Source organism: Pseudomonas sp. GQ91 (genome assembly GCF_059758795.1).
On record NZ_JCAXED010000025.1, the window covers coordinates 26,991 to 42,543 of the forward strand.

Here is a 15,553-nt window from a genome sequence, read left to right on the forward strand (position 1 = left end):
TGAAGAGGAACGCCTGCCTGGAACTGGCGGGCGATGCAGGGATTGTAAGGACAGTTTTCAGCGCGGCCTTGCCGCCAAGCGACAACTTCTTATAGCGCCAACCCCTGATTTTCGCGGGTTTACGCCAATGCGACAAATAGCGTCGCAATGGCGCAGTTTAAACTGCCCAGGCGTTTTACGTCAGGGCCCAAGGCCACAGATCGACGCGCAACCACGGCCTAATTATCTAGCGTCTAGCGCTCCTGTGCGGGTGATTAACTGATCTCCTTTGTCTACCGCTGGAGATTAACCCCATGGATACACAGCCCTACGCCCCCCTCTTGAACCTGCCCGCGTGGCTAGGCCAAGCCGCGCCCCATCGTCACCAGGCGCTGAAAGACGCCAAACTGTTGCTGTCCGGCCCATTGCTACAAGCGCCTGGCGCCCAGCGATCCCGACTCAATCAACTGAATGCCGAGCATTGGCACGCGCTGAACAGTGTCGACAGCGCGCTGCAAAACCTGCAAGACGCCAAGGCCTTCGCCAAACCGATCCTTGAAGACGCACTGCTCACCCGCTTTGGCCTGCGCCTGGACAGCGAGTCCGTCTATTTGCACCTGTATATCCCGCAAAACATTCCCTGGCTTACCCTCCCTTCCGGCGGTGCGCGCACCCGGAAGGTTTCCCTGCTGGACGCAGCCCTTTACAACTTTGAGTATCAGGAAACCGCGAAAGACGCCTACGAGCCAGCCTCCACCTATATCACCCAACCTTCGGCCACCGGCCAATTCCAATCCTTACCCGCCATCCGGCAAGCCCTGCCCATCACCGTCTTTACCCGCCTGTGCCGCGACCTCGACATCGGCGCCCGTTACACAAGCTACTTGCGCACACAACTGGGCATGGACGAACCGGCAGTCGCCGCCGCGTTGCAGCAAAAAGTCAGCGCCAGCCAAAAAGCCGCGCTACGGGTCGCTTTGCAAGTGGCACAGTTGCAAAAAGACATCCAGCCGGCGGATGTGCAGTTGATCGAAGCGGTGATCGCGGGCCGCAGTGACCTCGCCCTGAAAGGCCACGACCTGAGTCTGATGGAAACACCGCTCAGCGGCATCCTGGTGTTCGCCGCCGACCTCAATCAGTCAAGCAGGGTGCAGCGCTTGGTGGTTTACGTGCCCGATGATCCCGAGCACCCGCTCAAGGGCTACTCCTCCTCGATAGCCTTTCAGAAGGAACTGGTGCGACAACTGCGCAGCGAGGATTATCAGGCGTTTTTCAGTCGCTTCGTCGCCCACGAACATCGCGGCGTGTTTTTCGGGCAGTTGAACCAGCGTCTGTCCCACATCACCTGGCATCCCCCGACCCGGGACAGTAACCTCGCGCCTTGGCGCCAGGAACCCATCGAAAACCCCAGGCTGCAGTTCCTCGCCACGGCTGTCGAGGCCGATCTGTGGCAGCACCTCTACCAACAGGCGCTCAACAAACTGCTGAATGACGCCCGCACCCAAGCCGTATCCACCGCCAGTGCCGACCGCAAGGCACGTTGGGCGTTGTGGGATTCTTTCGTCGAGGTCGCCTCATCCATCCTCAACGCCGTGCTGCTGGTGGCAACCCCGCTGGTGCCTGGGTTGGGTGAATTGATGCTGGGTTATATGGCCTACCAGTTGCTCGATGAAGTGTTCGAAGGGGTGATCGACTGGGCCGAGGGCGAGGCGCGCGAAGCCTTTACCCACCTGATGGGCGTTCTCCAGTCACTGGTCCAACTGGGGACGTTTGCCGTCGGCGGCAAAATTGCCGTGACCGAGTTGCGCAAGCTCCTGCCGGCGGACGTAGTCGCCTTTTTTGACCGATTCAAACCGGTGACACTGGCCAACGGCAATAAGCGCTACTGGAAACCCGACCTCACCCCGTATCGGCATCTCGGCACCTTGCCGCCACGCGCGCGCGTCGACGCGCAGGGTCTGCACAGCCTGCAGGGCGAATCGGTGCTGGCCCTGGAAGACCAGTTGTATGCGCTGGAAAAAGCCGAAGGCAGCGAGCACTACCGCATTAAACACCCGACCCGCCCCGACGCTTACAGGCCCACGGTTCGCCACAATGGTGCCGGCGCCTGGCATACCGAGCTGGAGCGCCCTCTGCATTGGGACCGCCCCACCCTGCTGCACCGCCTGGGGCACAAAGTGCGGGGCCTGAGTGCGGCGGACCGCGAGCTGGCCCTGCGCATCAGCGGGACGGAAGAAGACGCCCTGCGCAAGATGCACGTCAACAGCCAGCCCATGCCGCCGCTGCTTGAGGACACCCTGGTGCGCCTGCGCATCGACCGCGGCCTGCAGCAATTGATCGACAACCTGCGCAGCGACGATTCGGCGGTATACCCACGCATCGAGCCGCAGGCCCTGTTGCAACTGCTGACGACCCAGGACGTGTGGCCACCCACCCGCTCGCTGCAGTTTCTCGATGAAAAGGGACAGGTAACCTGGACCTTCGGCGACCCGAACCAACCCGCCATGCAGATCCTCGAAACCCAGCTGCAAAATGGCGAACTGCTCAAGTCCTTCCTGCAATCCCTCAGCCCGGATGAAATCCGCGCGCTATTCGCAGAGCGCATCGGCGACCCCGAACTGAGCCTGGAAACCCGCACCCACAACCTGCGCAAAAAGCTGGCGGAAACGGCCGAACGCCACCGCGCCGCCTTGTTCGATTCCCGCTACGGCTCACTGCCTGACCCCACGCCCCCGACCCAGCAAATCCTGCAGGAAGCGCCAGGCCTGCCCGTCAGCGTGGCCGAGACCTTGCTCGAGCATGCCAGCGGCGAGGAACTGGAGATATTGGACCAGGGCCACACGCCGTCACGCCTGGTTGATCTGGCACGCGCCGCTCTCGATGAAGTACGCGTCAATCGTGCGTATGAGGGCCAGCACATGACCTCGCAAAGCAACATCGATACCGATCGGCTGGCGCTCAACTCGCTGAAATTACTGCCCGGCTGGTCGGACCAGGTCCTGCTTGAAGCCAGGCACCGCAGCTTCGACGGCGTGCTCTGGAACACCATCGGTCCGGCTGACGCGCCGATTCGGCGCACCTTGGTACGCCTCGATTCAGGTCGTTATGTACCCCACGATGCGAGCGACGCGCTGTCGGGGCAAACCGATCTGTATACCGCCATCCTGCATGCGCTGCCGGACGCCCAGCGGGATGCACTGAACATCGGCATTCATGACGGGCCTGTGCTTAAAGAGCGCCTGACCAAGCGCCCACTGCCACGCGAAGAGTTGCGCGTCCTGCTCAACGAGCCGACACCTCAGGAAGTGCGCGTGGAAACGCTGCGCCTGCTGGGCAACAGCGAAGGCTATGTCGGCGAGCTTGAGCCCCCGCCCCCACTGCTGACCTTACAACAGCGAACCCGCGCGCTGTTTCCGGTACTCAGGGACGAACAGGTGCAGCAGTTGATCGACAACCTGCAACAGCAGCCCGGCGGCGCCCTCGTCGCGATCGCCACGCTGGAGAACGACTATCAACAACTGGAGACGATCCTGTATACCTGGCAAGACGATGTCCCGGCCAACCACCCCGTCAGCGGCATCCCCTTCACCCGCCGCCAGCGCCAATATCAACGCCAGAATCGCCGCCATTTCGCCGCGCGCCTCAAAGGGTGCTGGCGCCAGGAAACCGAGATCGACGACTACTACAACGACCCCGCACGCGACGGCGTTGTGCTGAAACTGGACTGGCCGATCCTCGGTGAGCTGCCGCCCCTGAACAGCGAGTTCCCGCATGTGTCGCTGCTGACGCTGACGGGTGTCGATGGCACTCAGGGGGTGACACATTTTCTTGAACACTTCCCCATGCTGCGCCACCTGGAGGTCCGTGAGATTGCCCTCGGCGAATTGCCGCCGGCGCTCAGCGACATGCCCAACCTGCGCACCTTGAGCCTAGACAACTGCCAGATCGTTCTCACTGCCGAGAGCGAGGCGCGCCTGGTGGCGATGAATCGTCTGGAAAGCCTGAACCTGCACCAGAATCCGTTGGGCCGAGCGCCCGATATTCGAACCATGACCAGCCTGGAAGACCTGGACCTGTCGGAGACCGGGATTGACCAGTGGCCCGCCGGCCTGCTGCAGTTGCCGACGCTGGAAGTGGTGTTGTTGGGCGACAACCGTCTTAGCGAGCTGCCGGCAGCACTGTTCGAATTGCCGCCTTCCGCCAGCGAGCGCTTCGACCTCGCGGGCAATCCGCTTTCGGAGCCGACCCTCGAGCGTTTCAAGGCTTACTACCAGCGCCATCAGACCTATTGGATCGTCGACGCGGCGGACGTCGACCGGCGAGATGCGCGCCTGCTGTTCCCTTCCCTGAGTCATCAGGACATCAACCAGTTCATCTTCAGCCTGCCCGGTGATATCGAGGCCGGCCGGCGCGAACTGGCACGCCTGGCGAACGAATTGGAAACCCTGCAGCAAGAGTTGGGAGCCTGGACATCCGACACCACGCTCGCCGAACTCGAACGGGCCAGGCGCCAGGCGGTCCAGCAACGACTGGAACGCAGCTGGCGCCGTGAGACCGCACCCGACGGGAATTTCATCCATGCGTTGACCCTGTCTTCGGCGCTGGCCGGCGAGTTGCCGGCGATGAGTGCGCAGTTCAAGCACATCACTTACCTGAAGCTCGACGGCAACGGTCTCACACTGCAACCGGGAGCCTTTCTCAGGAGCTTTGCCGAGCTGGATACACTGACCATCGAACAGGCACGCCTGGGGGATATTCCCGGCGCAATATTCGACTTGCCGAAACTCACCGACCTGAGCCTGCCCAATTGCATGATCAGCTTGTCCGAAACCAGCCGGGTGGCGCTGGGCAACATGAGCAACCTCGACCATCTGGACCTGAGCCACAACCCGCTGGGGCACGTGCCGGATTTTCGCGGCCTGGGCAACTTGAGTCATGTATCCCTGCAGGACACCGGCCTGCGCGAAGTCCCCGAAGGACTGCTGATCGAGGACCGACCTGTCGCGGTCAACCTGAGCCACAACGCCATCGAGGAGCTGCCGGCTTTCAGCTTCAGCTTGCCGCCGACGCTCACCCAGCTCTTCGATCTCAGTGCCAATCCGCTGTCCCCCCAGACCCTGGAGCGGATCAAAATCTACTGCCAGGACATGGGCGAATTTTTCAACGCGCAAGCCCCCCGCGCAGAACGGGACAGAGTCAAAGCCCTCTACCCGCGCCTGTCGGATAACGCGGCCGACCGCTTTATCTTCAACCTGCCGGGAGACATGGCCGAGGTCACCACCTACCTGGCGCGTCTCGAGGCCGAGTACCAACAGTTGGGCGCTGACCTGCAGCAATGGGTGCTCAGCGTGCCCGCCCGACACCCAGTCCTGGATGTGCCGCTGGATGAACCCTCGCGCGCAGAGGAGCAATTGCGGCGTCGCGATTTCAAGCGCCTGCTGGAACAGGCATGGCGCCGTGAAAGCGAAGAGGACATTCGCAGCCCGGGCGAAGACCTCACCTATCGCTTGACGGTCGATCTCACGCTCATGGGCGAACTGCCGCGCATAAATGCACGTTTTGAGCATATTTCGCTGTTCGATTTCACCGGCAACGGCACCACCACCGCGGTTGACGCCACCCTGGACTGTTTCCCCAACCTGCAGACGCTGAAACTGCGGCATTGTTACCTGCGTTCACTACCGCGTGCGCTGTTCAAGTTGCCCAAGCTCACCTACCTCGACTTGAGCCATTGCGCGATTACCCTGACGGCCGACACCGCACGCACCTTATCGGAGCTGAGTGCCTTGGAGTTTCTCGGGATGAACCATAACCCGCTGGGCCTGGCGCCCGATGTCAGCGGCCTGAACAACCTGCTGGCGCTGCAACTGCGTAACAATCAGATGAGCAGCGTGCCACACGGCGTATTCCGGCTCCCGCGCCTGCAGCTTCTCGACCTGGGCAACAACCAGATCTCGACAATCCCGCCCGACCTGCTGGAAATGATCCCGACGCTCCTCGATGAATGCGATCTAAGTGGCAACCCGCTGTCGGCGCAAAGCCTGCAGCATCTCAGGACGTACTACCAACGCACCGGGCAGGACTTTCAGGTACCTGAAGCGGCACGCGACGAACAGGGTAATCCGTTGCCGGTGCCGGTTCCGCAACCCCAGGAGGAATAAGGCCGATCAGCCCCGTTCGGACGGCACCGACGACAGTTCGAACGGGCTGCTGCTGCGACGCTGGTTGCGGTCTTCGCGCGGCGTGGCACCGAAGAAATTGCGGTAGGCGCTGGAGAAGTGCGGCCCCGAGGAGAAGCCGCATGACAGGCCGATCTGGATGATCGACTTGCTGGTTTGCATCAACATCTGCCGTGCCTTGTTCAGGCGCAACTCGAGGTAATACTGGCTGGGAACGCGATTGAGGTATTGCTTGAAAATCCGCTCCAGTTGTCGTCGCGACACGCACACATGCTGAGCGATTTCGTCGGTGGTCAGCGGCTCTTCAATATTCGCTTCCATCAGCAACACCGCCTGGGTCAGCTTGGGATGGCTCGAGCCCAGGCGGTTTTGCAGCGGAATACGCTGGCGCTCGCCGCCTTCGCGGATGCGTTCCACCACCAATTCTTCCGAGACCGCACCGGCCAGTTCGGCGCCGTGATCACGCGCCAGCACCGCCAGCAGCAGATCGAGTACCGACATGCCACCGCAGGCCGTCAGGCGATCACGATCCCAGTCGAACAAATGGCTGGTGGCGATGACCTTGGGAAAGCGCTCGGCAAAATCATCCTGCCAACGCCAGTGCACGGCCGCCCGATAACCGTCAAGCAACCCCAGCTGCGCCAACGGATACACACCCGCCGACAACCCTCCAATCACGCAGCCCGCACGGACCAGCTGTTTGAGCGCAATACTGAGTGGCGAGGCAATGACGGTCGGCGGCTCGTCGGCCAGCAAGAACAACTTCTGGAAACCTTCAAGCTTGCCGGCCCAGGGTTCGCCGGGCAATTTCCAGTCACCTTCGACCGGCGGCTCGGCCTGCAGAAACGATACCTCGTAAACCACGTCCGGATGCACCCGCTGGGCAACCCGCAAGGCCTCCTCAGCCAGCGCAAGCGTCAGTGCTTTCGTGCTGGGCCAAATCAGGAAACCAATTCGATGGGCGGTCATGGAGGGCTATCCGAAACGAGTAACAGTAATGAAGACAAAGGCCAATGCTAGCCCGTAAACCAACACAAATCTCAAAAACAATGAACACCGGCCCACCTGTAGGAGCGAGCTTGCTCGCGAAGATCTTCAACAATAACGCGGAATGCCTGGCACCCCTTGGCGTTCTCAGGTTTTTCGCGAGCAAGCTCGCTCCTACAGGGGGTGAGTAGCGGCCGTTTTATTTCAAGCTACCGGACAAGAACTGCTGCAAACGTTCGGACTGCGGGTTGACCAGCACTTCTCGCGGGTTGCCACGTTCTTCGACGATGCCTTTGTGCAGGAACACCAACTGGTTGGATACTTCGCGGGCAAAACCCATTTCGTGCGTCACCACCACCATGGTCCGGCCTTCCTGGGCCAGGTCCTGCATGACTTTCAATACGTCGCCCACCAGCTCGGGATCGAGGGCCGAGGTGGGCTCGTCGAACAGCATCACTTCAGGTTCCATCGCCAGCGCCCGGGCAATCGCCACACGCTGTTGTTCGCCACCGGACATGTGGCCGGGGAACGCATCCTGACGATGCCCCACGCCAACTTTGGCCAAGTAGTGCTCGGCCTTTTCGCGGGCTTCCTTTTTTGAAACACCGAGCACATGTACCGGCGCTTCCATGACGTTTTCCAGCGCGGTCATGTGCGACCACAAGTTGAAATGCTGGAACACCATCGACAGTCGCGAACGCATGCGCTGCAGTTGTTTCGGGTCGGCGGCCTTCATGGCGCCGTCTTTGTTGGCCACCAGTTTCAGCTCTTCGTTGTTGAGCAGAATCTTGCCGGCGTGGGGTTGCTCCAGCAGGTTGATACAGCGCAAAAAGGTACTTTTACCCGAACCACTGGAACCGATGATGCTGATCACATCACCCGCCGCGGCGGCCAGGGAAACACCTTTGAGCACTTCATGACTGCCATAGCGTTTATGCAGGTCTTGGACTTCAAGTTTGTACATGCGGTCGGTTCTCACAAAAACAGTTGGTCAGTCGTTGAGCAAGCGCCCGTGACGCAGCGCTTCGCGCCCCGCCACCTTGGCCAGCCAGAAACCCGCTTGGGCATAACGCAGCCGTTCAACGGCAAACAACACCCCGGACGTGCCCGCGCAAACAGTGCTGGCGCGGTCGGTCAAGGGATCAATGACTTCAAACAGTGGCTCGCCCACTTCCACCCGGTCACCGGCTTTACGCAGATAGCTGATCACGCCGGCATGGGGCGCGAACAGCAACTCGGTGCCTTCAAACGGCACGCCTTCGCAGGGTTCGAATTGCGCGGCAGGCCACTCGCCACGGATCAGGCCTTGTTCAGCGAGAAACGCCAGAATGCCTTCAGCGTGAAAAATCGCCTCGTCACGCCCGGTATCGGCCTGACCACCCAACTCCAGCGTCGTCGCCAGGCATGCCAGGGGAATCTGCGCCTCGGGGAATGCACGCGACAGACGCAGCCACGGCAGCGAACAGGCTTCGTCAAAGGAGCTGCCACCGGAGTCTTCCGCCAGCAAGCCGACCTTCACATTCAGGTGCGCCGACAGTGAACGCCATTGCGGCCAGTGCTGAGGCAAGGCGTACATGTGCAGCGCAGCTTCGGCGTCGCAATGCAGGTCCAGCACCACGTCAGCATCGCAAGCGTGACTCAGCAACAGCCGCTGCATGCCTTGCAACTGGCTGGCAGCCGGCGGCAAGGCGTTGAGTACCTCGGCCATCGCCTGGCGAATCAAGCGCACGTTGGCGCGAGGATCATCCCCCAGTTCGCCCTGGAGGCGTGCGGCCACCGGCTCGCTCAACTCGACGAAGTCGCGGTTGAAATTCTTGCCGCTGCCGACTTCAAAGCGCCCTTGGTGAGCCCCTTGCAGCAACTGGCCGAGGCCCATCGGATTGGCCACCGGCACCAGTTCGATCACACCGTTGAGGGCGCCCTGTTGTTCGAGTTCGCCCAGGCGCTTTTTCAGCTCCCAGGCGGCGCGCATCCCCGGCAATTCATCGGCGTGCAGACTGGCCTGGATATAGGCCTTGCGCTCGCCGCCGCCGAAACGGAACACCGTCAACTGGCGCTCGCAGCCCAAATGCCCCCAGGGCAACACGTGATCGATACGTTCCATATCAGTGCTTCCGAGGAGCCAGGTAGCTCAGCCAGCGGCGCTCGGCCAACTTGAACAGGCGCACCAGAATGAAGGTCAGGCACAGGTAGAAGACGCCCGCGGTGATATAGGCTTCAAACGGCAAATAGTACTGAGCGTTCACCGTGCGGGCGGCTCCGGTAATATCGATCAGGGTAACGATAGAAGCCAGGCTGGTGGTCTGCAGCATCATGATCACTTCGTTGCTGTACTGCGGCAGCGCCCGGCGCAAGGCCGAGGGCAGCAGGATCCGGCTATACAGCTTGTAGCGCGACATCCCCATGGCCTTGGCCGCTTCGATCTCGCCATTCGGCGTGGCCTTGAGGCTACCGGCAATGATCTCGGCGGTGTAGGCGCTGGTGTTGATGGCAAACGCAAGGCAGGCGCAGAAGGTCGCACTGGACAACCACGGCCACAGGAAACTCTCGCGCACCGCTTCGAACTGGGCCAGGCCGTAGTAGATCAGAAACAGTTGCACCAGCATCGGTGTACCGCGAATCACATAGGTGTAGAGCCAGGCCGCACCGTTGATCAGCGGCTGCTTGGACACACGCATCAACCCCAGGGGCAAGGCGGCGAGCAAGCCGAAGAACAGCGAAATCAGCAGCAGTTTCAGGGTGGTCAGCAAACCGCCGAAGTACAGCGGCAAGGCCTCCCAGATGACGTTGTAGTCGAAGATCATAGATCAGCCGCCCTTACGCCTACCGAGTAGCGCTTCTCAAGGTAACGCAGGGCCAGCAACGAAACGCTGGTGATCACCAGGTACATCGCCGCCACTGCGAGGAAGAAGGTAAAAGGTTCGCGGGTGGCGTCTGCCGCCTGCTTGGCCTTGAACATCATGTCTTGCAGGCCCACCACGGAAATCAACGCGGTCGCCTTGGTCAACACCAGCCAGTTGTTGGTGAAACCAGGGATCGCCAGCCGGATCATTTGCGGCACCATGACCCGGAAGAACACCTGGAACGGACTCATGCCATACGCCATGCCCGCCTCCGCCTGGCCTTTGGGGATAGCCATGAAGGCGCCCCGGAAGGTTTCCGAAAGGTAGGCGCCGAAGATGAAACCCAGGGTGCCGATACCGGCGGCCAAGGGGTTCAAGTCAATATAGTCGTCGTAGCCCAGTAGCGGCGCGACGCGGTTGAGCAGGTCCTGACCGCCGTAGAAAATCAGCAGGATCAGTACCAGGTCGGGGATCCCGCGGATCACCGTGGAGTACAAGTCGCCCAGCCAGGCCAACCAGCGCACCGGCGACAGGCGTAGTGCGACCCCGATCAGACCCAGAACAATGGCCAAGGCCATGGACGACAAGGCGAGCTGAAGCGTCAACCATGCGCCATCGAGGATAACGGCCCCGTAGCCTTTCAACATGATTCAGGTCCTCGAAAAGGCGGATGAAAAAATGGCGCAAACGTCAGAGATCCTGGTGCTTGCGCCATTATGGACAGACAACTGCGATGACTTACTTGGCGTCAGCGCCGTAGATATCGAATTTGAAGTACTTGTCCTGGATCGTCTGGTACTTGCCGTTGGCACGGATCGCGGCGATCGCGGCGTTGATACGTTCCAGGTTTTCCGTGTCGCCTTTGCGCACGGCAATGCCTATGCCGTCGCCGAAGTACTTGACGTCGGTGAAGGATGGACCGGTGAACGCGTAGCCTTTACCGGCTGGCGTATCGAGGAAACCTTCCTGCAGCAGGGTTGCGTCGGCCACGGTGCCGTCGAGGCGACCCGCTTCGATATCCAGGTAGATTTCGTTCTGCGAGCTGTAAGGCACAACGGTAGCCCCCTTCGAAGCCAGGACTTCCTTGGCGAAACGGTCGTGGATCGAACCGCGCTGCACGCCGATCTTCTTGCCTTTGAGTTCATCCAGGCTTTCGCTGACCGCCGTACCGTCCTTCATCACCAGGCGCGCCGGCGTCAGGTAGTAGCGATTGGTGAAGTCCACCGACTTCTTGCGGTCTTCGGTGATCGACATGGAAGACAGGATCGCGTCGATCTTGCGCACTTTCAGCGCCGGGATCAGGCCGTCGAACTCTTGCTCGACCCATGTGCACTTGACTTTCATCTCTTCGCACAAGGCGTTGCCGATGTCGTAGTCGAAACCGACGATACTGCCGTCCGGCGCCTTCGAGGCGAACGGAGGGTAAGCCGCTTCGATACCAATTTTCAGGGGTTTGCCTTCAGCGAAAGCCTGCATGGACAGTACGGACAGCGCCAGGGCGCCCAACAGCACGAGTTTCTTCATCTTGGGACTCCATCGGTATAGGGCAAAAACAGCAGTATGAGCCAGGGCCCACGATGCGACTGAGTGAAACCGAATAACGCTGCTGCGTCCTGACCAGCGACGACGAGCGAGTGATCGGCATTCTAACGACAGGCCAGAAGCCGATATTTCCTCAATGCGACAACAATTTACAGAAGCACCAAGAAAGCGGTTCCAACACATTGACAGTCTCTGAATTTTATGCAGAGACAAAAGACACTAAACCTTTTACCATTGCAAATTGCGGGCCTATTATTCGCAAACCCTTCTGGCACGGCAAGTGTAGCGTTTGATCTTATTTACAGAGGTGCCTAAAACGGGCGTTTGAAGGGCCCGGACGTAGCACTTTGCCCCATGTTCGGGCAAAGGGTTACACATTTGCACCATTCGGTAACATTCAGAAGGTTCCTACCAAAGAAATCGATATTTATTGAGCTGGCGGGTATGCCATGCAAACCCCTCTCCCACATTGGATCTTCGGTGTTTTTGAGGGCTTATCAAAAAGCCCCACCCGGCTCACACCGAATGGGGCTCTGTCCCACCTACCCCGCCTTAGGCGACGTTCATGGTCTTGTGCGTTTCGATCAAGTGCGCGACTACACCTGGATCCGCCAAGGTCGAGATATCGCCCAACCCGTCATATTCGGCCGTGGCAATCTTGCGCAGGATACGGCGCATGATTTTCCCCGAACGGGTCTTTGGCAAGCCCGGCGCCCACTGGATCACATCCGGCGAAGCAATCGGCCCGATTTCCTTGCGCACCCAGTTTTTCAATTCCAGGCGCAACGCTTCGTTAGGCTCCTCGCCATTCTTCAGGGTGACGTAGACATAAATGCCCTGACCCTTGATGTCGTGCGGCACACCCACCACCGCCGCTTCCGCGACTTTCGGGTGAGCAACCATGGCGCTTTCGATTTCAGCGGTGCCCATGCGATGGCCGGACACGTTCAACACATCGTCCACGCGGCCGGTGATCCAGTAATAGCCGTCTTCGTCACGCCGCGCGCCGTCGCCAGTGAAATACATGCCACGGAACGTCTTGAAATAGGTATCGACGAAGCGGTCGTGGTCGCCAAACAGCGTACGCGCCTGACCTGGCCACGAGTCGAGGATCACCAGGTTGCCTTCGGCAGCACCTTCAATCAGGTTGCCCAGATTATCCACGAGCGCCGGCACCACGCCGAAGAACGGTCGCGCCGCAGAACCCGGCTTGAGTGCATGAGCACCCGGCAACGGACTCATCATGTTGCCGCCAGTCTCGGTCTGCCACCAGGTATCGACAATCGGGCAACGGGATTGACCGACGTTCTTGTAATACCAATCCCACGCTTCCGGGTTGATCGGCTCACCCACCGATCCCAACAGGCGCAAGCTGCTGCCGTCAGCGCCTTCGCAGGCGGCGGTGCCGGAAGCCATCATCGCGCGGATTGCGGTTGGCGCGGTGTAGAGAATGTTGACCTTGTGCTTGTCGACAATTTTTGCCACCCGGGTAATGTCCGGGTAATTCGGTACGCCTTCGAACAGCAGCGTGGTCGCGCCATTGGCCAGCGGGCCGTAGACAATATAGGTGTGACCAGTGACCCAGCCAACGTCGGCGGTGCACCAGTAGATTTCCCCTGGGCGGTAGTCAAACACGCGTTCGTGGGTCAGGGCCGCGTACAACAGGTAACCGCCCGTGGTGTGCTGCACGCCCTTCGGCTTGCCGGTGGAACCGGAGGTATACAGGATGAACAGCGCTTCTTCGGCGCCCATTTCCTTAGGTGCACAGACGGTACCGGCGACCTTCATCAGGTCTTCGTACCAGATGTCGCGGTGCTGGTTCCACTTGATCTGGCCATTGGTGCGCTTGCACACAATGACTTTCTGGATGCTGCTGGTTTCCGGGTTGGTCAAGGCGTCGTCAACATTCGCCTTGAGCGGAATTTTCTTGCCGGCCCGAATGCCTTCGTCGGCGGTGATCACCACTTTGGATTTGCAGTCGATGATACGTCCGGCCAGCGCCTCTGGCGAAAATCCGCCAAACACCACCGAGTGAATCGCACCGATCCGGGTACAGGCCAGCATCGCGACCACGGCTTCGGGAATCATCGGCATATAGATAGTCACCACGTCGCCGCGGTGCACATCCTGGCCACGCAAGGCGTTGGCGAATTTGCAGACTTGTTCATGCAGCTCGCGATAGGTGATGGTACGGCTTTCGGAAGGGTCATCGCCTTCCCAGATGATTGCGGCCTGATCGCCACGCTCGGCGAGGTGACGGTCCAGGCAGTTGTAGGAAACGTTCAAGGTGCCATCAGCGAACCACTTGATGTCGACATGGTGATCGTCGAACGAAGTCTGTTTCACCGTGGTGAAAGGCTTGATCCAGTCAAGTCGCTTGGCTTGCTCACGCCAGAAACCATCGGGGTTGACCACCGATTGCTGGTACATGGCCTTGTAGGTCGCCTCGTCGGTCAGCGTGTTGGCTGCTACTTCGGGGCGAACGGGGTACAGGGAAGCCGCACTCATCTTTCTTACCTCGGTGACAATAGTTGTTGTTGTATGGCCCTTTTGTAGCCGGGGCGGACCTATAGAACCATTCGACGATGGTAGTAACAAGCCCCTACAAATTGCCCTACCTTGCCTGCGCACCGCTCTGTTCCGCGGCTTTCAGCATTTTTTCGCAAAGTAAAAATACCTTCGGCCGAGGTGATTGTTACAAAAACCGCCAATAGTGTTTATCAAAAGCACGGGTATATGAATAAAACACAGGCGCCTAAAATCAATCTCGCCAACAAGGCACCGTGATTAACCAAGTTGCAGCCCCCACGAAGGCACGTTAATCCGAACTCTCCAATCAAGTTACACACGCGGCCTCACAAGGGCCCCGTGATCCCACTCGAGCCTAAAAAGGTAATGATAGAAATGAAAGCTTTATGGGTAATGGTCCTTACCAGCGTATGCGCTACCGCGGCTTTGGCCGACGAGATCCCGACTGACGTCGCCAGCCAGCAGACTGCCGCAGTCGAGGAATACACCTACTCCAGTCATTTGGATATCGCTAAAGTACTCTCCATGAGTGCAATCCCGGATGTCTGTGAAGTTGTTCCGGCGCGCATGGAGTATGAAGATCATCAAGGCCAGCGGCATATTCTCAATTACAAAGTCATGGGTGATGGTTGCTCTAACGGTTAAATACGTTGTTAGTTAAAACTTGCCCTGGCGCTGTACGCCGCAAGAAATCGTTCTTGCGGCCAGGGACTACCTGCAAAATCCCCATGGCAATGGCGATCAAAAACCAGTGCAGAGCAACGCCGCCTACTAAATAGGTAGGAGCGAGCTTGCTCGCGAAAACCCTGAGGGCGCCTCGGGGAGTCAGATAGCCCGCATCATCGTTAACGTTCTTCGCGAGCACGCTCGCTCCTGCAGTTCACAAAAAACCAGGTCGGCTGCCAGGCCGCCGTGCCTTTGATTTTGATCTTCGGCACCCCGTTCAACCACGACGACCGTAGTCCGATATTGATTCGTGGCGCTCCCCCACCGCCCGTCAAAAAAATCCTGCTCCGGCAAACCCTTGTAAACCCGCGCTCCGGCTCGAAAAGACAGCATTTTGCCCCTCGACTGAGGCCATCCGCCGCAACACAAAGCCGAATTTTTCCCTATAATGCGCGGGTAAATCGGGCCTGCAATATCCCTTTACATGGGACACAGAGCCAGACCTGAGGCCCCGCTGGAGCCAGCAAGCATCGCTCCGCCCCTCAAGCCTCGAGCAGAACACCCGTAGCCCTATTCCGTTTAATGCCTGCGCTAGCTGTTGCAACAAACGATTCCTTAAAGATCCACCGCGGCCTCTGGGCCGTGTGAACACCCAACCACGCGGTTTCACACGGGCACCTTTGGCCCTCACGCAGGAGACGACACGTCATGCTGAGCTGGGACGAATTCGACAAAGAAGAAGAAGGCGAAGTAGCCACTAAAGGCGCCAACGCCGGCCACGCCACCGAAGCCAACATGGATCGCCTCGACGGTGCCGGCGCCGCCGCT

At 59.7% G+C, this 15,553-nt stretch carries 9 protein-coding genes and 1 pseudogene; 2 read left to right on the plus strand and 8 right to left on the minus strand.

Features of this window, described 5'->3' with window-relative positions:
- The first annotated feature begins 293 nt into the window (after positions 1 to 293).
- Entirely contained in the window at positions 294 to 6,140 is a 5,847-nt protein-coding gene (locus AC6CIA_RS25675) for a dermonecrotic toxin domain-containing protein (protein ID WP_498315888.1), read from the plus strand.
- A gap of 6 nt (positions 6,141 to 6,146) precedes the next feature.
- Here AC6CIA_RS25675 and AC6CIA_RS25680 read toward each other — a convergent pair whose 3' ends face one another.
- From AC6CIA_RS25680 to acs, 7 genes are all read right to left on the minus strand, one after another.
- A complete protein-coding gene (locus AC6CIA_RS25680) occupies positions 6,147 to 7,127 on the minus strand; it encodes a GlxA family transcriptional regulator (protein WP_339528534.1) in 981 nt (326 codons plus the stop codon).
- Positions 7,128 to 7,344: 217 nt separating this feature from the next.
- Positions 7,345 to 8,109, minus strand: a complete 765-nt coding sequence (locus tag AC6CIA_RS25685) for an ABC transporter ATP-binding protein (protein WP_339528533.1) — start codon at positions 8,107 to 8,109, stop codon at positions 7,345 to 7,347.
- A 27-nt stretch (positions 8,110 to 8,136) separates the two neighbouring features.
- Positions 8,137 to 9,249 carry a succinylglutamate desuccinylase/aspartoacylase family protein gene (locus AC6CIA_RS25690; protein WP_339528532.1) on the minus strand — a complete coding sequence of 371 codons (1,113 nt, stop codon included), beginning with the start codon at positions 9,247 to 9,249 and terminating at the stop codon, positions 8,137 to 8,139.
- Between the two features lies 1 nt (position 9,250).
- Positions 9,251 to 9,949 (minus strand): ABC transporter permease, encoded by a 699-nt coding sequence (locus AC6CIA_RS25695; protein WP_339528531.1) that lies wholly within the window; start codon positions 9,947 to 9,949, stop codon positions 9,251 to 9,253.
- The gene (locus tag AC6CIA_RS25700) at positions 9,946 to 10,635 is read right to left on the minus strand and encodes an ABC transporter permease (RefSeq protein ID WP_339528530.1); all 690 of its coding nucleotides are present in this window, start codon (positions 10,633 to 10,635) and stop codon (positions 9,946 to 9,948) included. Before AC6CIA_RS25700 ends, AC6CIA_RS25695 begins: the two co-directional genes overlap by 4 nt.
- Positions 10,636 to 10,726: 91 nt before the next feature.
- Entirely contained in the window at positions 10,727 to 11,512 is a 786-nt protein-coding gene (locus tag AC6CIA_RS25705; RefSeq protein WP_498315892.1) for an ABC transporter substrate-binding protein, read from the minus strand.
- Between the two features lie 570 nt (positions 11,513 to 12,082).
- Positions 12,083 to 14,038: an acetate--CoA ligase gene (gene acs, locus AC6CIA_RS25710; RefSeq protein WP_498315894.1), complete on the minus strand. Its 1,956-nt coding sequence runs from the start codon at positions 14,036 to 14,038 to the stop codon at positions 12,083 to 12,085.
- 396 nt (positions 14,039 to 14,434) lie between these two features.
- Here acs and AC6CIA_RS25715 point away from each other — a divergent pair, with 396 nt between their 5' ends.
- On the plus strand, positions 14,435 to 14,704 hold the full coding sequence (locus AC6CIA_RS25715; protein WP_498315896.1) for a DUF2790 domain-containing protein: 270 nt from the start codon (positions 14,435 to 14,437) through the stop codon (positions 14,702 to 14,704).
- Between the two features lie 133 nt (positions 14,705 to 14,837).
- On the opposite strand, the pseudogene AC6CIA_RS25720 reads toward AC6CIA_RS25715, so the two are convergent.
- A pseudogene (locus tag AC6CIA_RS25720) lies at positions 14,838 to 14,924 on the minus strand (outer membrane lipoprotein carrier protein LolA); the annotation flags it as partial.
- Positions 14,925 to 15,553 lie beyond the last annotated feature (629 nt).